The organism is Streptomyces roseicoloratus, from assembly GCF_004117935.1.
Classification (GTDB): Bacteria; Actinomycetota; Actinomycetes; order Streptomycetales; family Streptomycetaceae; genus Streptomyces; species Streptomyces roseicoloratus.
Genome location: NZ_SDOY01000143.1, coordinates 76,397 through 95,583 on the forward strand (window position 1 = coordinate 76,397; position 19,187 = coordinate 95,583).

Annotated in this window: 18 protein-coding genes and 1 pseudogene; 7 read left to right on the forward strand and 12 right to left on the reverse strand. The window is 73.0% G+C overall.

The genetic code is table 11. The annotated features are described in order from the left end of the window. Positions 1 to 5: 5 nt before the first annotated feature. Positions 6 to 749, forward strand: coding sequence for a TetR/AcrR family transcriptional regulator (locus tag ESG85_RS23480; protein WP_128982494.1), 744 nt, complete (start codon positions 6 to 8; stop codon positions 747 to 749). 114 nt (positions 750 to 863) lie between these two features. On the opposite strand, the gene ESG85_RS23485 is transcribed toward ESG85_RS23480, so the two are convergent. Next, positions 864 to 2,423, reverse strand: coding sequence for an ABC transporter substrate-binding protein (locus ESG85_RS23485; RefSeq protein WP_128982431.1), 1,560 nt, complete (start codon positions 2,421 to 2,423; stop codon positions 864 to 866). A gap of 200 nt (positions 2,424 to 2,623) precedes the next feature. Continuing rightward, a complete protein-coding gene (locus tag ESG85_RS23490; protein ID WP_128982433.1) occupies positions 2,624 to 4,051 on the reverse strand; it encodes a metallophosphoesterase in 1,428 nt (475 codons plus the stop codon). A 194-nt stretch (positions 4,052 to 4,245) separates the two neighbouring features. Between ESG85_RS23490 and ESG85_RS35510 the strand changes: the two genes are divergently transcribed. Continuing rightward, positions 4,246 to 4,485 carry an SCO4848 family membrane protein gene (locus ESG85_RS35510; protein WP_128982435.1) on the forward strand — a complete coding sequence of 80 codons (240 nt, stop codon included), beginning with the start codon at positions 4,246 to 4,248 and terminating at the stop codon, positions 4,483 to 4,485. Between the two features lie 354 nt (positions 4,486 to 4,839). Here ESG85_RS35510 and ESG85_RS36135 read toward each other — a convergent pair whose 3' ends face one another. Continuing rightward, a complete protein-coding gene (locus ESG85_RS36135) occupies positions 4,840 to 5,091 on the reverse strand; it encodes a recombinase family protein (RefSeq protein WP_246095234.1) in 252 nt (83 codons plus the stop codon). A gap of 211 nt (positions 5,092 to 5,302) precedes the next feature. Further along, positions 5,303 to 5,377: pseudogene (locus ESG85_RS36990) on the reverse strand (SCO4848 family membrane protein); the annotation flags it as partial. 109 nt (positions 5,378 to 5,486) lie between these two features. Here ESG85_RS36990 and ESG85_RS23505 point away from each other — a divergent pair. Continuing rightward, positions 5,487 to 7,118: a D-alanyl-D-alanine carboxypeptidase family protein gene (locus tag ESG85_RS23505; protein ID WP_425471271.1), complete on the forward strand. Its 1,632-nt coding sequence runs from the start codon at positions 5,487 to 5,489 to the stop codon at positions 7,116 to 7,118. A 44-nt stretch (positions 7,119 to 7,162) separates the two neighbouring features. On the opposite strand, the gene ESG85_RS23510 is transcribed toward ESG85_RS23505, so the two are convergent. The 4 genes from ESG85_RS23510 to ESG85_RS23525 all read right to left on the reverse strand — a co-directional run bounded on the left by ESG85_RS23510 (position 7,163) and on the right by ESG85_RS23525 (position 10,392). Further along, positions 7,163 to 8,092 (reverse strand): YihY/virulence factor BrkB family protein, encoded by a 930-nt coding sequence (locus ESG85_RS23510; RefSeq protein ID WP_128982437.1) that lies wholly within the window; start codon positions 8,090 to 8,092, stop codon positions 7,163 to 7,165. Next, the gene (locus tag ESG85_RS23515; protein WP_128982496.1) at positions 8,080 to 8,619 is read right to left on the reverse strand and encodes a GtrA family protein; all 540 of its coding nucleotides are present in this window, start codon (positions 8,617 to 8,619) and stop codon (positions 8,080 to 8,082) included. Before ESG85_RS23515 ends, ESG85_RS23510 begins: the two co-directional genes overlap by 13 nt. Before the next feature lie 104 nt (positions 8,620 to 8,723). Continuing rightward, positions 8,724 to 9,881 (reverse strand): decaprenyl-phosphate phosphoribosyltransferase, encoded by a 1,158-nt coding sequence (locus ESG85_RS23520; protein ID WP_246095236.1) that lies wholly within the window; start codon positions 9,879 to 9,881, stop codon positions 8,724 to 8,726. After that, on the reverse strand, positions 9,874 to 10,392 hold the full coding sequence (locus ESG85_RS23525) for a phosphatase PAP2 family protein (protein WP_374050396.1): 519 nt from the start codon (positions 10,390 to 10,392) through the stop codon (positions 9,874 to 9,876). The genes ESG85_RS23520 and ESG85_RS23525 overlap by 8 nt, the downstream gene beginning before the upstream one ends. 365 nt (positions 10,393 to 10,757) lie before the next feature. Between ESG85_RS23525 and dprE1 the strand changes: the two genes are divergently transcribed. Further along, a complete protein-coding gene (gene dprE1, locus ESG85_RS23530) occupies positions 10,758 to 12,230 on the forward strand; it encodes a decaprenylphosphoryl-beta-D-ribose oxidase (protein WP_128982441.1) in 1,473 nt (490 codons plus the stop codon). Positions 12,231 to 12,443: 213 nt separating this feature from the next. After that, positions 12,444 to 13,199, forward strand: a complete 756-nt coding sequence (gene dprE2, locus ESG85_RS23535; protein WP_128982443.1) for a decaprenylphospho-beta-D-erythro-pentofuranosid-2-ulose 2-reductase — start codon at positions 12,444 to 12,446, stop codon at positions 13,197 to 13,199. A gap of 215 nt (positions 13,200 to 13,414) precedes the next feature. On the opposite strand, the gene ESG85_RS23540 is transcribed toward dprE2, so the two are convergent. Together ESG85_RS23540 and trpS are read right to left on the reverse strand one after the other, a co-directional pair. Continuing rightward, positions 13,415 to 14,011 carry a 2'-5' RNA ligase family protein gene (locus ESG85_RS23540; RefSeq protein WP_128982445.1) on the reverse strand — a complete coding sequence of 199 codons (597 nt, stop codon included), beginning with the start codon at positions 14,009 to 14,011 and terminating at the stop codon, positions 13,415 to 13,417. A gap of 122 nt (positions 14,012 to 14,133) precedes the next feature. Then, entirely contained in the window at positions 14,134 to 15,147 is a 1,014-nt protein-coding gene (gene trpS, locus ESG85_RS23545) for a tryptophan--tRNA ligase (protein WP_128982447.1), read from the reverse strand. Positions 15,148 to 15,336: 189 nt separating this feature from the next. Between trpS and rocD the strand changes: the two genes are divergently transcribed. After that, the gene (rocD, locus tag ESG85_RS23550; RefSeq protein WP_128982449.1) at positions 15,337 to 16,545 is read left to right on the forward strand and encodes an ornithine--oxo-acid transaminase; all 1,209 of its coding nucleotides are present in this window, start codon (positions 15,337 to 15,339) and stop codon (positions 16,543 to 16,545) included. A gap of 160 nt (positions 16,546 to 16,705) precedes the next feature. Here the strand turns inward: rocD and ESG85_RS23555 are convergent, their stop codons facing one another. Further along, entirely contained in the window at positions 16,706 to 17,890 is a 1,185-nt protein-coding gene (locus ESG85_RS23555) for a glutathionylspermidine synthase family protein (RefSeq protein ID WP_128982451.1), read from the reverse strand. A 7-nt stretch (positions 17,891 to 17,897) separates the two neighbouring features. After that, a complete protein-coding gene (locus ESG85_RS23560) occupies positions 17,898 to 18,146 on the reverse strand; it encodes a hypothetical protein (protein WP_128982500.1) in 249 nt (82 codons plus the stop codon). Between the two features lie 180 nt (positions 18,147 to 18,326). Here ESG85_RS23560 and ESG85_RS23565 point away from each other — a divergent pair, with 180 nt between their 5' ends. Then, on the forward strand, positions 18,327 to 19,175 hold the full coding sequence (locus tag ESG85_RS23565; protein WP_128982502.1) for a DMT family protein: 849 nt from the start codon (positions 18,327 to 18,329) through the stop codon (positions 19,173 to 19,175). Positions 19,176 to 19,187: the final 12 nt, after the last annotated feature.

Sequence of the window (19,187 nt, forward strand, 5' to 3'; positions counted from 1 at the left end):
AAGAGATGGAAGAGAAGCAGGACAAGGCCGCCGGCAAGGCGCCGAAGAGCGAGCAGACCCGGGCGCTCATCCTGGAGACCGCGCTCCGACTGTTCAAGGAGCGCGGTTACGACAAGACGACGATGCGGGCCATCGCCCAGGAGGCCGGGGTCTCCGTCGGCAACGCGTACTACTACTTCTCCTCCAAGGAGCACCTCGTCCAGGGCTTCTACGACCGGATCGCCCAGGAGCACCAGGCGGCCGTCGAGCCGATCCTGGAGGGCGGCGAGAAGGACCTGACCGTCCGGATCCGCGGGGTGCTCCTCGCCTGGCTCGACATCGCCGGGCCGTACCACGAGTTCGCGGCCCAGTTCTTCAAGAACGCCGCCGACCCGGACAGCCCGCTCAGCCCCTTCTCGCCCGAGTCGGAGGGCCCGCGGGAGGCGGCGATCGAGGTCCACCGCCGGGTCATCCGCGGCGCCGCGGTCAAGGTCGACCCCGAACTGGCCGAGCCGCTGCCGCGCCTGCTCTGGCTGCAGCAGATGGGCCTGGTGCTCTTCTGGGTGTACGACCGTTCCGAGGGCGCCGCCAACAGCCGCCGCCTGGTGGAGCGGCTCGCCCCGGTCACGGCCCGGGCCATCTCGCTGTCCCGCTTCCGGATCCTGCGCCCGCTGGTCACCGACCTCCACGACGTCCTGTCCGACTTCATGCCGACGGCCGCCGGAATGGCGGCCTCCGGCAAGCCGAAGCGGACCGGCCGGAAGTCGTAGGAGCCGAAGAGGCCGAAGAAGCCGAAGGGGCCGGTTCCGGGACCACGATCCCCGAACCGGCCCCTTCGGCCGAGCCCTCCGGACGGCGCGACCTCACGCCCCGGCTCGGACCCCCTAGATCCAGCCGAGCTCCCACAGGCGCCACAGGCCCGTGCCGTCCGTCAGGTACTGGGAGCCGGCCACCTCGTCGGTGGCCACCACGTAGTCCTTCTTCTGCCACAGCGGCACCAGCGGCACGTCCTCGGCGACCTCGCTCTGGATGTGCTTGAAGTCCTCGGCCGCCCGCGCCCGGTCGCTGTACTGCTGCGACGCGGCGATCAGCGAGTCGACCCGCTTGCTGGAGTACCCGCTGTGCAGCGCGTTCCCGGTGCCGACGAGCGGCGCGGCGAAGTTGTCGGAGTCCGGGAAGTCGGGGAACCAGCCGACCGGGTAGGCGTCGAACGTGCCTTGCGCGTAGGCCTTCTGGAAGGACCGCCAGCCGACCGGGACGACCTCCACCTCGAACAGACCGCTCTCCTCCAGCTGCTTCTTGATCTCGGCCGCCTCGGCGGCGTACGTGGCGTCCGCGCGGTGGCCGAGGGTGAACCTCACGGGCGTGTCGACGTCCGCGTCCCTCAGCAGCCGCTTGGCGACGGCCGCGCTGGGCTCGGGGTAGGCGTCGTAGAAGGAGGTGCTGTGACCGAGGAAGCCCTGCGGGACCAGCGAGTACAGCGGCTCGACCGTGCCCTGGTAGGGGCCGGTGGTGATGGCCGGGCGGTCGAGGAGGGCGGCGACGGCCTGTCGTACCGCCTTGTCCGCCATCGCCGAGCCGGACCGGACGTTGAAGTTGAGGTTGCGGACCTCGGCGGTCGCCACCTCCGTGATCCGGGTGTCGTCCTGGGACTCGTCCTTCAGGGTGTTGATGAAGCCCGGCGGCAACTGCCGGTTCGTGACGTCCAGTTCCTTCGCCCGCCAGGCGGCGGCGAGCTGCTCGGACTCCTTGAAGTACTTCACGACGACGGTGTGGCCCACTCGGGAAACCGCGCCCCTGTAGCGCGGGTTGGGCTCGAAGCGGGCGAGCTCGCCGGGCCGGTACTCCTTGAGGACGTACGGCCCCGAGCCGTCCACCGCCGTGCCCTCGCGCAGCTTCTTGGCCGGGTACAGGGTGCGGTCGACGATCGATCCCGCGCCCGTCGCCAGCTTCAGCGGGAAGGTGGCGTCACGGCCGCTGAGATGGAAGGTGACCTTCTGGCCGTCCGCCTCGACCGTCCTCAGGGTCGGGAAGAGCGGCGCCGGGCCGACGTCCGTCCTGATGGCCAGGATGCGTTCGACGGAGTACTTGACGTCCTCGCCGGTGATCTTCCGACCGTTGGCGAAGGTGACGTCGTCGCGGACCGTGCACTCGTACGTCGTCAGCCGGTTGCCGACGAACCGGCAGCTCTCGGCGGCGTCCGGAACCGGCGTGGTGAAGCCGGGCTTGAAGGTGAGCAACGACTGGTAGACGTTGCTGTACAACGCCCAGGAACCGGCGTCATAGGCGCCTGCCGGGTCGAGCGAGGTCACCTCGTCCGTGGTGCCGACGGTGATCGGGTCGGTCCGCACGTCGTCGGAGGGCAGCAGCTGCCAGCCTCCGATCCCGGCGACCACCAGAACTCCGCACGTAATCAGAATCCGCAGACGGACCGTCGACCGCATGAGTCGTTTCCTTCATCGCGTTCCCCACCCCTGGTCGCGGCGGGATGCGAAACCGGCCGCGATGGCTCATCCCATCACACGAATTTCACTGGTGGAAGGGTAAACCTTCACACCACGCACATATGTCCCGGGATAAGGGATTGCGGACGCGGAGTGACCGAACGGTACGCGCCGGTCACCAAGCGGACGGTGACGAACCGTCAGGCCTGCTTCGACGCGAGCTCCACGACCGTGATGTCGGAGGGCGCACCGACCCGGACCGGCGGACCCCAGGCACCCGCGCCGCGCGACACGTACAACTGCGTGTCTCCGTAACGCTCGAGCCCCGCGACGGTGGGATTGGCGAGCTCGGCGATGAGGCCGCCGGGCCACAACTGCCCGCCGTGGGTGTGCCCGGAGAGCTGGAGGTCGACGCCGTGCCGGACGGCGTCGTCGATGACGATCGGCTGGTGCGCGAGGAGCACGGCGGTACGGGACCGGTCCCGGTCCCCCAGTGCCCTGCCGAAGTCCGGGCCCCGGCCCTCCCGTTCACCCGCGACGTCGTCCACGCCGGCCAGGTCGAAGCCGGCGCCGATCTCGACCCGGGCGTTGCGCAGCGGGTGCATGCCGAGCTCCCGGACGTGGTCGACCCAGGCGTCGGCACCGGAGAAGTACTCGTGGTTGCCCGTCACGAAGAACGCGCCGTCACGCGCCCTGAGCCGAGCGAGCGGCTCGGCGGCCGGCCCCAGGTCGGCCACCGAGCCGTCGACCATGTCACCGACGACGGCGACGAGATCCGGCTGGGTGGCGTTGATCGTGTCGACGATCCGCTGGGTGTGGGCGCGCCCCAGGATGGGCCCGAGGTGGATGTCCGACACGACGGCGATCCGGTACCCGTGCGCCCCGCGCGGCAGCTTCGCCAGCGGCACGGTCACCCGCTTGACCCGCGGCCCGCGCAGCACCCCGTACGTCCCGTACCCGACCGTCCCGACGGCGACGGCGGCAGCGGCCCCGGAGACGACCCGGTTGACGAACAGCCGGCGGGAGAGATCGGGGGCGGGAGCCCCCGGAGCCCCCGAAGCGGCGTCGGCGGCCCCGTCAGGAGCCACAAGGGCGGACCCGGCCTCCGCGGCGACGGCCCCTGCCGCGGGAACAGCCGGCGCCCCGGCTGCGGGCACATCCGAGGACCCGACCGCGGGCACAGCCGGCACCCCGGTCGCAGGCACGGCCGAGGCGTCCGCCGGCGAAGCCGCGGGGCTCCCCGCCGCCGAAGCCGCCGGGTTCCCCGCAACCGAAGCCGCCCGGACCCCAGTCCCGGCCGCCGCGCCCGCCCGCCGCGCGAGCAGCCGCCGCAGCAGCGGCCGCAGCGGCTCCGTCACGACCAGCGCGAGCGTCACGTACAGGAGCACCGCGAGCCACAGGAAGCCGGGCCAGGCGAAGACCTGCTCGACGACGAAGGGCGCACCGGCGCGCCCGGAGACGAGCGCCGCGACCGACAGCAGCGGCAGCGCGACGGCGGCGATGGTCCCGGCCCGCCGGGCCGCGCTTCCCGGCCGGGTGAGATCGCGCACCAGACGGCGCCACACGTACCAGTGCACCGCGCCCAGCAGCGCGAGGACCACGACCAAGACCACCAGGAACACGACCATTCCCCGCCCCACCCTCTCCGTACCCGCCGACTCCGCCGACTCCGCCGGCCCTGCCGGCCCTGCTCGCGCCGAAGACCGCGCACGCCGCGCGACCCGATCACCGCGACCACCGTCACCAAGACCCCGGCTGCAAGATCGTGGCAGACCCGTTCGATACTGGCAGGGCACGGCCACCCCACTCCGAAGGACACCCCATGAAGCTCAGCCGACGCGCCTCCTGGTTCCTGCTCGCGTTCGGCGTCTGGTCCTGGGTGATCTGGGTGACCTTCGCGAAGAACCTCTGGAAGGACGGGAGCGGCCTCGCCTTCGACGACGCGGGCAACCCGACGGCGTACTTCTGGGTGCACCTCGCCCTCGCTGTCACGTCGTTCATCCTAGGGACGGCCGTCGGCGTGATCGGACTGAGGGGCGTACGAGCGAACGCGGACAAGTAGAGGTCCCGCCCGCGCGGCTCGGGGAAGACCGCTTGGACGGGGCGAACGGAAGCCGCCACGGCCTGATGGCGCGAGCGATCAGGGTTCCGATGTGACCGGGCGTGGGGGACCGTTTTGCTCCAGCATTCGCCAGGTATCGCCAGGGCGCGACAGATGCGTGCCACCCACGCGCCGGTGTTTGGTGGTGTCTCCCGTACACATCAAGGGAGTGACCATGGAACAGCAGCCAAAGCAAGGCGTCCCCGCTTTCGAACTCCGCTTCGGCGGCCTGCACTTGACCGTGCGGCGCATCCCGGGATGGCTCGTCGCCCTAGTCACCACCAGTGGGGCAACCCTCACGTGGTGGACTCAGCGCTAGACCGCGCGCCCGAACTGCCTGCCGGCCTTGAGCTGGTGGCACCCCCGGGCACAGCACGTTGAACGTTGCCCATCGTTTCGGCTCTCCAGGGCGTCGTGTGCGCCCTGGCGAGTCAGCCGGGACGGTTCGCTGACCACCACCACGTCGACCTCGCCCGCGCGGACAGCCGGCATGAGGTCTTCGAAGCCCGGGCGGACGGCGATGGGATCCCCACCGGTCCGACCGACGTCTTTGAACGTGTGAATCACCTCCCACCCCCCGGCTCGCCGTCGGCGCCTCGCCGGCTGCCATCCGGGCTTCCGGCGACGCCTCGGAGGAGTCGGGGCGCGCCGTGGACCGCCGGGCGCAGACAGCCACCCGCACCGTGTCCAGATGCACGTCTCCCACGGGCACGAAGGGGGACAAGGTCTCTCACCTGCTCTTTTCTGCCCTTGAAGCCCTAGTGGTCGGCTACGTGAAGAAAGTGATCCAGATGAACCAGCTCCACACTCCGCACGCGAGCGGGAACCAGGAGACGGGGCGGCCGAGCTTCACGGTTCCCATGTCACCGGGCGGTCGGACGGCCCTGCGGACGGGTGGCGGAGTGGGGGTCAAGCGGCCACCGGGGTTCGGAAGGGGGTTGCGGGGATGTACGTTCTCGATCGTGTCCGCTTCGAAGATGACCGCGAAGGCCTCGAACGCCTCGAAGGCCGCCCTGGCGGCGAGCGCCGCCGCCGTGCTGCTCCCGCTGCTCGCCGCCGCCCCCGCGCACGCGGACGGCAAGCCCCCGCAGCCGCAGCCGCCCGCCCGGATGTCGAGCGTCGGCGGCCCGCTGCTGGCCCGGCCCGGCACCCAGGTGCAGCTCGGCCCGGGCGCCCCGGTGCTGCCCAAGGAGCTCAGCGCGCGGGCGTGGATCGTCGCGGACGCGGAGAGCGGACAGGTCCTCGCCGCGCACAACGCGCACTGGCCGCTGGCCCCCGCCTCCACCCTCAAGATGCTCTTCGCGGACACCCTGCTGCCCAAGTTCCCCAAGACCCAGAACCACACGGTCCTCGCCCAGGACCTGAACGGCCTCGGCGCCGGGTCGAGCCTCGTCGGCATCAAGGAGAAGCAGACCTACAGCGTCCACGACCTGTGGATGGGCGTCTTCCTGCGCTCCGGCAACGACGCCGTGCACGTCCTCACCGCGATGAACGACGGCAAGGACCGGACCGTCCGCGAGATGCAGGAGCGGGCCGTGGAGCTCCAGGCCCTGGACACCACGGTCAAGACCCCCGACGGCTACGACGAGCCGGGCCAGGTCTCCTCCGCGTACGACCTCACGCTCATCGCCCGCAGCGGCATGCAGAAGCCGGACTTCCGGGAGTACGCCGCGACCGCGCGCGCCAAGTTCCCCGGTGAGGCCAAGCCCGGCAAGAAGCGCGAGACCTTCGAGATCCAGAACACCAACCGGCTGCTCACCGGCGACCTCGGCGTCCCCGCGTACCAGGGCATCGCCGGCGTCAAGAACGGCAACACCACGCACGCCGGCGCGACCTTCACCGGCGTCGCCGAGCGCAACGGCCGGGTGCTGCTCGTCACCGTCATGAACCCGTCGTCGAAGGAGCAGCACGCCGTCTACAAAGAGACCGCGCGACTGCTCGACTGGGGCTTCGCCGCGTCCGGGAAGGTGACGCCGGTCGGCGAGCTGGTGCCGCCGAAGTCGGCCCGTACGACCCCCGGAACGACCGCGGGAACCGGTTCGAACGGCACGTCGCCCGCTCCGGGCAAGAACGCGTCGGCCGGCACCGGCCACGCCGCGGTCGCCGCCGGCAAGTCCGGCGGCGTGGGCATCGCCCTCGCCGTGGCGGGCGGCGTGCTGGTGCTGCTCGCGGGCGCGGTGCTCCTGGTCAACCACCGCTGGCCGCTGGCGGGGGCAGGGCGTCGTTCCCGTGGGGCGGACGCGGCGGACGCGGCGGATGGTGCGAGCGGGGCGGGCAGTGCGAGCGGGGCAGATGGCGCGGACGAGGTGGCCGGGGCGAACGGGGAGCCGGACGTCGAGGCGGCCTCCGCTTCGGCTTCGGTCTCCGCTGCGGCTTCGGCTTCGGTCTCCGCTACGGCTTCGGCTTCGGTCTCCGCTACGGCTTCGGCTTCGGTCTCCGCTACGGCTTCGGCTTCGGCCTCCGATTCGGGCGAGGGGGCCGCGGATGCGGCTGCGGACGGGAAGATGGGTGCTTCCGGTGGGAAGGCCGGAGCCGCCGGCAAGGCGTCGGCCGGTGAGGCCGGGGCCGCGGTCGACGGGAGCGTGAATTCGTAGTCGGCTCGGGGCTGAGCGGGCCGGGGCGGGCGGGCCCGGGGCCCCTACCGGCCCGGGTCGTCCTTCCCGGACTCGGTCGTCGCGGACTCGGTCTTCGCGGACTCGGTGTTCGCGGTCTGGCCCGCCGTCCTGCCCGTGGCCGTCCACGCCGCGCAGAACAGCAGCAGCTTCGCGGTGAAGTTGATCCACAGCAGCAGGGCCACCGGCACGCCGAACGCCCCGTACATCGACTTCGCCGCCACGCCCCTCATGTAGCCGCCCAGCAGCAGCTTGAGGAGTTCGAAGCCGATCGCGCCGAGCAGCGCCGCGATCACCAGGTCGCGGCGCCTCGGCTCGACGCCCGGCAGCAGCGTCAGCACGTACGACAGGATCAGGAAGTCGGCGATGACCGCCACCAGGATCGCGGCCGTCTCGATCAGCGCCCGGCCGGGCCCGGTGTGCGCGATGCCGAGCTGTTCGGCGCTCCAGCCGACGGCGGTGGAGCCGAGCCAGGACGCGGCGAACGAGCAGAGCATCACCCCGCCGAGGCCGAGCAGCACGACCGCGTCCTTGCCCTTGCGCAGGATCGGGTTCTCCTCGTCGGCCGCGTCGAGGCGCCAGACCGCGCGCAGGCACTCGCGCATCGAGCCGACCCAGCCGATGCCCATGAAAAGCAGCACGACACCGGCGACCAGACCGACGGTGCCGGCGTTGTCGACGAGGCCGCCGATGTTGAGCTGGTCCGAGATGCCCGGGACCTGGTCGGCGATCTTGTCCTCGATCTTCTGGAGCTGCTCCTCGGAGAGCAGCGCGGCGCCCACCGCGGCGGCCACGGTGATCAGCGGGAAGAGCGCGAGGAAGCTGAGGAACGTGATGGCCGCGGCGAGCCGCGCCCAGCGGACCTCGTCCAGCTGTTCGTAGGAGTGCCAGGCGTGGGTCTTCATCAGCCGCTTGACCCACGGGCCGACGACGGGGAGCTTGGTCAGCCAGTCCATGCCGTACGCGCCTCTTCCTCGGTTGCCTGACGGGACGAGATCCGGAACACCAGGGTCCGCGTACCCCAGAATCGCAGACATGTAGCAAGGACCATGCCCACACCGAGTCCTGACACCGTGTCGGCCCGGGCCGAGGTGAGGCCGAGGCCGTGGTGCGAGACGAGGAGACAGAGCAGCTGGACGGCGGCTCCGGCGACGTTGACGGCGAAGAAGACCGCGTAGTCGCGCAGGGCGACGGCGCGGCGGCGGTAGGTGCGGCGAGAGGTTCGGCGGTAGGTGCCGAGCGCGTTGCCGAGGTACGCCACGGTGCAGCCGGCCAGGAAGGAGACGGCCTTGGCCGTGAGCGGGTCCTGGCCGAGGGGTCCGCGCAGCCAGAGGAAGAGGGCGAGGTCGGCGGCGTAGGCGGCGAGCCCGGCGGCGGCGAAGCCGAGGACTTCGCCGCCGCGCGAGCGTACGCCCGGCCCGCCGCCCGCACGGCCCGTCGATCCGCCGCTTGCCCAGCCCCTCGGCCCGCCGTCCGAGCGGATCGGTCGGCCGCCCGGCCCGCCGTCCGCGTAGCCTGCCGGTCCGCCGGTGCTCGCAGATCCGCCGGTGCTCACAGGTCCGCCGGTGCTCACAGGTCCGCCGGTGCTCACAGGTCCGCGACCGCCATGCCGTACATCGCCGCCCACACCAGGCCGATGACCGCGAGCGGCCGGTCGCGCAGGATCACGTCCTCGGGTTCGCCGGCCGTGCCCCGGTCCGCGAAGACCGCGTACCGCAGGACGGCCAGCACGAAGGCGACCACGGAGAGCTGACGCCACGGCAGCAGCGAGCCGGTCGCGACGCCGCCGCTCTCCAGGGCCCACAGGCAGTAGCCGAGGACGGCGACCCCGGCCGCCAGCTGCCAGACGAAACGGAGGTACCCGGCCGTGTACTGGGTGAGCAGCGCCCGGGTGGCGCCCCGGGCCTCCTCCATCTGTACGGCCTCGGAGTAGCGCTTGGCCGCCACCATGAACAGCGCGCCGAATCCGGTGGTGATGAGGAACCAGCGCGACAGCGGGATGTCGAGCGCGATCCCGCCGATCATCGCCCGCATGAGGAAGCCGGTGGTGACCACGGTGAGGTCGACGACGAGGACGTGTTTGAGGCGGACGCAGTAGGCGAGTTGCATCGCCAGGTACGCGGCGATGAGCAGCGCCGTCATCGCGTTGCACAGCGCCGCGGCGGCGACCGCCGCGCCGAGCCCGAGGGCGGCGCCGGTCGCGTACGCCACGGGTACGGGGACGAGTCCCGCGGCGACCGGGCGGTGCCGTTTGACGGGGTGGGCGCGGTCGGCGGTGGCGTCGCGGGCGTCGTTGACGAGGTACACGGCGGAGGCGGCGGCCGTGAACAGGGCGAAGACCAGGCCGAGTCGGGCGGCGCTGTGCCAGGAGGCGAGCTGTCCGGCGGCGACGGGCGCGGCGACGACGAGGGTGTTCTTGACCCACTGCCGGGGCCGCGCGGTGCGCACGAGCCCGGCGGCGAGGGCGAGGGTCCCGGGGCGGGCGGAGGTGCGGGCCGGTGAGGCGGGTGGGGCGGGTGACGCACCGGGCGGGTCGAGGAGGGTGGTGGCGGTGGTGGTGGCGGCGGTGGTGGTCGGACCCGTGGCGGCCGGGCGGGTGGCGGTCGGGCCGAGGGGGGCCGGGCCGGCGGCGGCCGGGGTGGAGGCGCCCGTGGCCGTGGAGGTGGCGGTGGCCGTGGAGGCGCCCGTGGCCGTCGAGGTGGCGGTGGCCGTCGAGGTGGCGGTGGACGCGGCCCGTTCAGCCACGGGTGCCTCCCGAGGGGGTCGCGCGCAGCCAGGCCCGGCCGGCCGCGGCCGTGGCCGCGCCGAGGAGCGCGCCGGCGGCGACGTCGCTCGGGTAGTGGACGCCGACGACCAGCCGCGAGAGGCACATCGCCGCGGCGGCCGGGACGGCGACGGGCCGGAGCGGCGGATGCAGCACGGTGAAGGCGACGGCCGCGGCGGCGGCCGAGCTCGCGTGGGAGCTGGGGAACGAGTGCCGTCCGGCGGTGCGGACCAGGGGTGCGTACCGCTCGGGGTGCGGCCTGGGGCGCCGTACGACCCGCTTCACGCCCATCCCGGCCAGGTGCGCGGCCGCGACGAGTGCGGTGCCGCGCAGCCAGGCCGTGCGCCGTGCCGGATCGAGCGCGGCGGCGGTGGTCCCGGCGGCGAGCCAGAGCGCGGCGTGCTCGCCGCCGTGCGAGAGGCCACGCGCGAGCCCGCCCACGACGGGCCACCGCCCGGCGCCCCGCGCCACCTCCAGCACACGCCGGTCGATCGCGGCGCCCGCGGCGCGGGCGGCGCGGGCAGCCGTGCCGCCGACGGCGGCCCCGCGTCCGGCCCGGGTCCCGGACTCCGAACGGACCACGGCCTCGGTACCGATCCCGGACCCCGGCCCCTGTCCGGCCGTGCCGCCCCCGCCGGGGGCCTTCGCGGCGGGGGTTGCTTCGGGGGCGGTTGTCCGCTCCGTGTGTCGCATGCTTCTCACCCGCCTCCCCGGTGTGCCGTCAACCAGGGGCGACTCTGACGCCCGGAGGCGGCCTTCGGCACGGCACGCTTTCCTGACACTCGTTTAATCACCCATTTCGACGAACCGCCCACCAATCCCGGCATAAGCGACAGTCCCGGCTATACGGTCACTCCATGGCAGCCGAGACCGACTTCGAGACGGGCGTCGACACCCGCGTCGCCCCCGCCCTCGACCCCGACGCCGACCCCGCACTCGCCGCCGCCGCGGACTCCGCCGAGGACTCCGCCGAGGACGTCGGCATCGACACCCTCACCGGCTGGGGCCGCACCGCCCCCACGCACGCGCGCGTGATCCGTCCGCGTACGTACGAGGAGGCCGCGGCCGCCGTCCGCGCCTGCGGCGCCCGGGGGTCGATCGCGCGCGGTCTCGGCCGGGCCTACGGGGACGCCGCCCAGAACGCCGGCGGCTCCGTGCTCGACATGACCGCGCTCGCCCGGATCCGCGCCGTCGACGCCGAGGCCGGGCTCGTCGTCTGCGACGCCGGCGTCAGCCTGCACCACCTCATGGAGGTGCTCCTGCCGCTCGGCTGGTTCGTGCCGGTCACCCCCGGCACCCGTTACGTCACCGTCGGCGGGGCCGTCGGCGCCGACATCCACGGCAAGAACCACCACGTCTCCGGCTCGTTCTCCCGCCACGTCGTCTCCCTCGACCTGCTCACCGCCGACGGCCACGTCCACACCGTCGCCCCCGGCACCCCCCTCTTCGACGCCACCGCCGGCGGCATGGGCCTGACCGGCGTGATCCTCTCCGTCACCCTCCGGCTGCTCCCCGTCGAGACCTCCCTCATGTCCGTCGACACCGAACGGGCCACCGACCTCGACGACCTGATGGCCCGGCTGACCGCCGGGGACCACCGCCACCGCTACTCCGTCGCCTGGATCGACCTGCTCGCCCGCGGCGCCTCCACCGGCCGCGCCGTCCTCACCCGCGGCGACCACGCCCCGTACGACGCCCTGCCGGTACGCGCCCGGCGCGCCCGCCGCTCGCCCCTGGCGTTCCGGCCCGGACAGCTGCCGTCCCCGCCCGCGTACGTCCCCGAGGGCCTGCTCGGCCGCACCACGGTCGGCCTCTTCAACGAGCTCTGGTACCGCAAGGCCCCGCGCCGCTCCACGGGCCGGCTCCAGCGGCTCTCCTCCTTCTTCCACCCGCTCGACGGCGTGCCGCACTGGAACCGGGTCTACGGGCGCGGTGGCTTCGTGCAGTACCAGTTCGTCGTCGGTCACGGGCAGGAGGAGACCCTGCGCCGGGTCGTGCGCCGGATCGCGACCCGCGGCTGTCCGTCCTTCCTCGCCGTCCTCAAGCGCTTCGGCGAGGCCGATCCCGGCTGGCTGTCCTTCCCGATGCCCGGCTGGACCCTCGCGCTCGACATCCCGGCCTCGCTCAGCGGTCTCGGTGCCTTCCTCGACGAGCTGGACGAGGAGGTCGTCGCGGCCGGCGGGCGGGTCTACCTCGCCAAGGACTCCCGGCTGCGGCCGGAGCTGCTCGCGGCGATGTACCCGCGGCTCGCCGACTTCCGCGAGCTCCGCGCCGCGCTCGACCCGCACGCCGTCTTCGTCTCCGACCTGGCCCGTCGCCTCGGTCTGTGAGCCCCGGGCTCTCCCCGGAGCCCGCCGCCCGGCCCGCCCACACACACACACACACACACACACACACACTCGTCCCCGCCGTCCCCGCCGCCCCTCCCGTCCGGTCCGGTCCCCTCCCCTCCCGGCCCCTCCCGTCCCCTCCTGTCCGGTCCCGTCCGTCCCGTCCTCACCCCGCCCCCGCCCGTCCCGCCCTCACCCTGGAGGCCGTACGCCATGAAGGACGCCTTCGGCGCACCCCAGTCCCTGCTCGTTCTCGGCGGCACCTCCGAGATCGGCCTCGCCACCGCCCGCCGGCTGATCGCCCGCCGCACCCGCACGGTGTGGCTGGCCGGCCGCCCCTCCCCCGGCCTCACCGCCGCGGCCGCCTCGTTGCGCGCGCTCGGTGCCGACGTGCACACCGTCCCGTTCGACGCGCTGGACACCGCGTCGCACGAGGAACGGCTCGGCAAGATCTTCGCCGAGGGTGACGTCGACACGGTGCTGCTCGCCTTCGGCGTCCTCGGCGACCAGGTGCGCGACGAGTCCGACCCGCTCGCGGCCGTACGGGTCGCCCAGACGAACTACACCGGCGCCGTCTCGGCCGGTCTCGTCTGCGCCCAGGCCCTCCAGACGCAGGGCCACGGCTCGCTGGTGGTGCTGTCCTCGGTGGCCGGTGAGCGGGCCCGGCGGGCGAACTTCATCTACGGCTCGTCGAAGGCCGGGCTCGACGCCTTCGCGCAGGGGCTCGGGGACGCGATGCACGGCACGGGCGTGCACGTGATGGTGGTCAGGCCCGGGTTCGTGCGCACCCGGATGACCGCGGGCCGGGAGGAGGCGCCGCTCGCGACCACGCCGGAGGCCGTCGCGACCGCGATCGAGCTGGGGCTGCGGCGCCGCTCGGAGACGGTGTGGGTGCCGGGCGCGCTGCGCGTGGTGATGTCGGCGCTGCGGCACGTGCCGCGCCCGCTGTTCCGGCGCCTGCCGGTGTGACGGCGAGGAGGATCAGGCCTGCCGGCAAGCTTGCTCGCGGGTCTGGCGGCAGGCCGAGCCTGCGCGCCTGCCCGCTTGCACGCCTGCCGTACGGGTCCGGGTCGAGCCGGTCCGGGTCGGGCCGGTCCGGGTCGGGCCGGTCCTGTTCGGGCCGGTCCCAGGTCGGGCCGGTCCCGGCTCGGGCCCGGCCTCCGCCCGGGGGCAGGGCAGCCGGCTCAGACCGCCGGTGTCGTCGCCGGGGTGTCGACCGGGCTGCCGCCCTGGGCCGGGACCGCCGTGATGGTGCGGCCGCTGCCGAACTCGTAGTCGCACAGCTTGCGCCACACCGCGTCCGCGCCCTGCTCGTACAGCGCGAAGGAGCGGCAGGTCCACCGCGCCGCGTAGCCGGAGAGCTCCTCGAAGGCGCGGTCCATGGCCTCCTCGGCGATGCCGTGGGCGACGGTGACGTGCGGGTGGTACGGGAACTGCAGCTCGCGCGGGACCGGTCCGGCCGCGTCGCGGATCCGCTGCTGGAGCAGGTCGCAGCCGGCGGCGCCCTCGACGAGCTTCACGAAGACGACCGGGGAGAGCGGCCGGAAGGTGCCGGTGCCGTCGAGCCGCATCGTGAACGGCTCGCTCAGCGCGGCGATGCCGGCGAGGTGCGCCTCGATCTCCGGCAGCCGCTCCTCGTCCACCTCGGTCGGCGGGAGCAGGGTGACATGGGTCGGGATGCCGTGCGCGGCGGGATCCCCGAAGCCCGCGCGCCGCTCCTGGAGCAGGCTGCCGTGAGGCTCCGGGACCGCGATCGAAACGCCGAGCGTTACGGTCCCCACGTCGTTCTCCTCCGTCGTGCGTCGTGCGTCGTCCGTCGTGCGTGGAAATGTGTGGTGGTGCAGCCGCCAGTGTGCGTCCTGCACCACCCTTTGTGCCAGAGTCCTCGGACCCGGTGTCCGCCTCAGTGCTTGGCGGGCAGGAAGCCGATCCGCTCGTAGGTCTGCGCGAGGGTCTCGGCGGCGACCGCGCGGGCCTTCTCCGCGCCCTTGGCCAGCACGGAATCCAGCGTCTCCGGGTCGTCCAGGTACTCCTGGGTGCGGGTCCGGAACGGTGTGACGAAGTCCACCATCACCTCGGCCAGGTCCGTCTTCAGGGCGCCGTACATCTTGCCCTCGTAGCTCTTCTCCAGGTCGGCGACCGACGTGTCGGTGAGCACGGACATGATCGTGAGCAGGTTGGAGACGCCGGCCTTGTTCTCCGGGTCGAAGCGGATGACCGTGTCGGTGTCGGTGACCGCGCTCTTGACCTTCTTCGCCGTCGCCTTCGGCTCGTCGAGCAGGTTGATCAGGCCCTTGGGGGTGGACGCCGACTTGCTCATCTTGACCGCCGGGTCCTGCAGGTCGTAGATCTTGGCCGTCTCCTTGAGGATGTACGGCGACGGGATCGTGAACGTCTCGCCGAAGCGGCCGTTGAAGCGCTCCGCGAGGTCGCGGGTCAGCTCGATGTGCTGGCGCTGGTCCTCGCCGACCGGGACCTGGTGGGCCTGGTAGAGCAGGATGTCGGCGACCTGGAGGATCGGGTACGTGAAGAGGCCGACGGTGGCGCGGTCGGCGCCCTGCTTCGCGGACTTGTCCTTGAACTGGGTCATGCGGGAGGCCTCGCCGAAGCCGGTGAGGCAGTTCATGACCCAGCCGAGCTGGGCGTGCTCGGGCACGTGGCTCTGGACGAAGAGGGTGCAGCGCTCCGGGTCGAGACCGGCGGCGAGCAGCTGGGCGGCGGCGAGCCGGGTGTTGGCGCGCAGCTCGGCCGGGTCCTGCGGGACCGTGATCGCGTGCAGGTCCACGACCATGTAGAAGGCGTCGTGGGACTCCTGCAGCGCGACCCACTGACGGACGGCGCCGAGGTAGTTGCCGAGGTGGAACGAGCCTGCGGTGGGCTGGATTCCGGAGAGCACACGAGGTCGATCAGAGGCCATGCTCATCATTCTCTCAGGTGCGGGGAGCGTTCCCGGACTGCCCGCCCGCCGTGGGGCGGTGAGACGCGGAACACACGTCCCGGCCGGGCCGGCGGGCGCGCCGTCGCGGCAGGTTTCCCGGGCCGGCCGGCGAGCGACGATAAGAAGGGGAGCCACACCCGCCCCAGCCGCAGGACGAACGGAGATCCCGTGTCGAAGACGCAAGACGAGATCACTGCCGCGGACGCGCACAGCGCCCACAACTACCACCCGCTTCCCCTCGTCGTCGCCTCCGCCGAGGGGGCGTGGATGACCGACGTCGAGGGGCGCCGCTTCCTCGACATGCTCGCCGGCTACTCGGCGCTGAACTTCGGTCACGGCAACCGGCGCCTGCTGGACGCCGCGCGGGCCCAGCTGGAGCGGGTGACGCTCACCTCGCGGGCCTTCCACCACGACCGGTTCGGGGAGTTCTGCGCGCGCCTGGCGGAGCTGTGCGGCAAGGAGACGGTGCTGCCGATGAACACGGGCGCGGAGGCCGTGGAGACGGCGGTGAAGACCGCGCGGAAGTGGGGCTACGAGGTGAAGGGCGTGCCGGACGGGCACGCGAAGATCGTCGTCGCGGCGAACAACTTCCACGGCCGGACGACGACGATCGTCAGCTTCTCCACCGACCACGAGGCGCGCGACCACTACGGCCCGTACACGCCGGGCTTCGAGATCGTGCCGTACGGCGACCTGACGGCGCTGGAGGCGGCGGTCACGGAGAACACGGTGGCCGTGCTCCTGGAGCCGGTCCAGGGCGAGGCGGGTGTGCTGGTCCCGCCGCCCGGCTATCTCCGCGGGGTGCGGGAGCTGACGGCTCGGCGGAACGTGCTGTTCATGGCGGACGAGATCCAGTCCGGTCTGGGCCGTACGGGCAAGACCTTCGCCTGCGAGCACGAGGACGTGGTGCCCGACGTCTACGTGCTCGGCAAGGCGCTGGGCGGCGGTGTCGTGCCGGTGTCGGCGGTGGTCGCGGACCGGGACGTCCTCGGGGTGTTCCGGCCGGGCGAGCACGGCTCCACGTTCGGCGGCAATCCGCTGGCCTGCGCGGTGGGCCTCGAGGTGATCGCGATGCTGCGGACCGGCGAGTACCAGCAGCGGGCGGCGGAGCTGGGCGAGCACCTGCACGCGGAGCTGAGGCTGCTGGTGGGCGGCGGCGCGGTGGAGGAGGTGCGCGGGCGCGGCCTGTGGGCGGGCGTCGACATCGCGCCGTCGAAGGGGACGGGGCGGCAGGTGTCGGAGCGGCTGATGGAGCGGGGTGTGCTGGTGAAGGACACGCACGGGTCGACGATCCGGATCGCTCCGCCGCTGGTGATCTCGAAGGAGGACCTGGACTGGGGGCTGGAGCAGTTGCGGGCGGTGCTGTCGGAGACGTGACGCAGGGTACGGCCGCCGGGACGGGGCAGGCCGGCCGGGACGGGGCAGGCCGGCCGGGACGGCTGTTGACCGGTGAACCTCCGCCGACCGGTGAACCTCCGCCGCGTCCTGGACGCGGCGGAGGCGGCCGGTCCGGAGCCCGGGCCGCTGGGAGACGGCGTCAGAGAATGACGTGCGGGACGAAGCGGGCGTACTCGTCGGTGACCGGGCCGGTCGACTCGCGGATCCCGAGCCCCGCCGACTCGTCGCCGACGGTCCACGCGCCGAGCACCACCCGGTTGCCGTCGAAGTCGGGCAGCGGGGCCAGTTCCTGGTAGACGCAGGGCTCGTCGCGCGGCACCGGCACCGCGCCGGGCTCGTGCAGGACGACGCCCGCGCCCTCGCGGCCGAGCAGGGGCTTGGAGACGTAGCCGGGGCCGGCGGCGAGCTCGCGCGGGCCGTCGAGATAGGCGGGCAGCAGGTGGGGGTGCCCGGGGTGCAGCTCCCACAGGATCGCGAGGAGCGCCTTGTTGGAGAGCAGCATCTTCCAGGCGGGCTCGATCCAGCAGGTGGTGCCGGTGCCGCCGCCGTTGTCGAGGGTGTCGAGGACGTGCGGGCCGAAGCGGTCCGTGGTGAGCCACTCCCACGGGTAGAGCTTGAAGCAGGCGCGGATGAAGCGGAGCCGCTCGTCGACGAAGCGCCGGGAGATCCGGTCCCAGCCGATCCGCTCGACCGAGAGCGCCTCGGTGTCGAGTCCGGCCTGCTGGGCGGTCTCGCGCAGGTACGCGACCGTCATCAGGTCCTCGCCGAGCTCGTCGTCCTCGGAGTGGACGAAGTGCACCGGGCTGCCGGGCGGCAGCAGGTGGGCCTGCCGCTTCCAGGCGTCGACGAGCCGCTCGTGCAGCGAGTTCCACTGGTCGGCGCCGGGGAAGCGCTCCTCCATCCAGAACCACTGCGGGCTCGCCGCCTCCACCAGGGAGGTGGGCGTGTCGGCGTTGTACTCCAGCATCTTGGCCGGGCCCGTGCCGTCGTACCGCAGGTCGAAGCGGGCGTAGACGGTGGGGAGTTCGGCCCGGCGGCGCCAGGACTCGGCGACCCGGGAGGCGAGCCGCGGATCGGTGATGCCGAGCTCGGCGAAACGATCCTTCTCGACGATGTGCGCCGCCGCCCCCAGGCACATGGCGTGCAGCTCCTCGACGACCTCCTCCAGTGCCTCGACCTCGGGCAGGCTGAAGGAGTAGTAGGCGCTCTCGTCCCAGTAGGGGCGCAGCGAGCCGTCGGGGTAGCGGGTCAGGGGGTAGATCAGGCCCTGTTCCTCGACGGTCCGCTGCCAGCCGGGGCGGGGCTCGATGGTGTGGCGCTCCACGGCCGGATCAGCCGCCGGAGGAGGAGCGGTGGCCGCCGAAGCCGCCGCTGTCGACCGCGGACCTGTCGAAGCTGCCGCCGCTGACCTTGCCCTTGCTGGACGAGCCGCCGTAGTAGTAGCGGCCGCTGGAGCTGCTGCTGCTTCCGCTGCGGCCGTCGCTGTCGCACTTGTAGTCCGGCAGCTCCTTGTACGTCACCGGGTCCACGCAGCGCCGGTCGGGCTCCGAGGAGCAGGCGGTGAGCGTCGCCGCGAGCATGCCCACCCCACCGAGTACCACCGTGGTCGACCTCAGTCTGCGCACGACCCTGTCCTCCCCTGTCTCCCCTGTTCTCCGGACGAGGCGGTCGCCGCGCCCGGTTGCGATCGCACAGTGTAGGCCCGGCGTGGAATCCCGTCGGAGCCCCGTCGCACTAGAGTCCCTTTCGTGCTCCTTGGGATGATGTGCGCACTCGGATCCGCCGTCTGTTTCGGGGCCGCCTCGGTCTTCCAGGCGCTCGGCGCCAGGGCGGCCGAGCCCGGCACGGGCGGCGGCGTCGACGTGGCGCTGATGTGGCGGGCGCTGCGGCAGTGGCGCTACGTGGCCGGGCTCGGCATGGACGGGCTCGGCTTCGTGCTCCAGGTCGTCGCGCTGCGCACCCTGCCGATCTACGCGGTCGGCGCCTCCCTCGCGGCCAGCCTCGCCGTCACGGCGGTGATCGCCTCCCGGATGCTGAAGGTACGGCTCCGCCGCGTCGAGTGGGCGGCGGTCGCGGTGGTGTGCCTCGGCCTCGCCATGCTGGCGCTCGCCTCCGGCGAGGAGGGCCACGAGAATCCGGGCGCGATCCTGGAATGGGGCCTGCTCGCCGCGGCCTTCGGCGTGCTGCTCATCGGCGCCGCGGCCGGCCGGCTCCCGGAACGGTCACGGGCCCTGACCCTCGGCCTCGCGGGCGGCATCGGCTTCGGTGTGGTCGAGATCGCCGTCCGGCTGATCGACTCGCCCGACCCCACCGACCCCGCCCTCTACGCCCTCCTGGTCGGCGGCGGCAGCGCCTTCCTGCTCTACACCTCGGCCCTCCACCGCGGCGCGGTCACCACCGCCACCGCGGGCCTGGTCCTCGGCGAGACCATCGGCCCCGCGGTGGCGGGCGTCGTCTGGCTCGGCGACCGCACCCGCGACGGCCTCGCCTGGCTCGCCCTCCTCGGCTTCGGCATCGCCGTCACCGGCTCCCTCACCCTCGCCCGCTTCGGCGAACCCCCGCCTCCGGCGACACCGGAAGCGACCGCGGACGCGCAGCACCAGCACTGACCGGACCGGCCC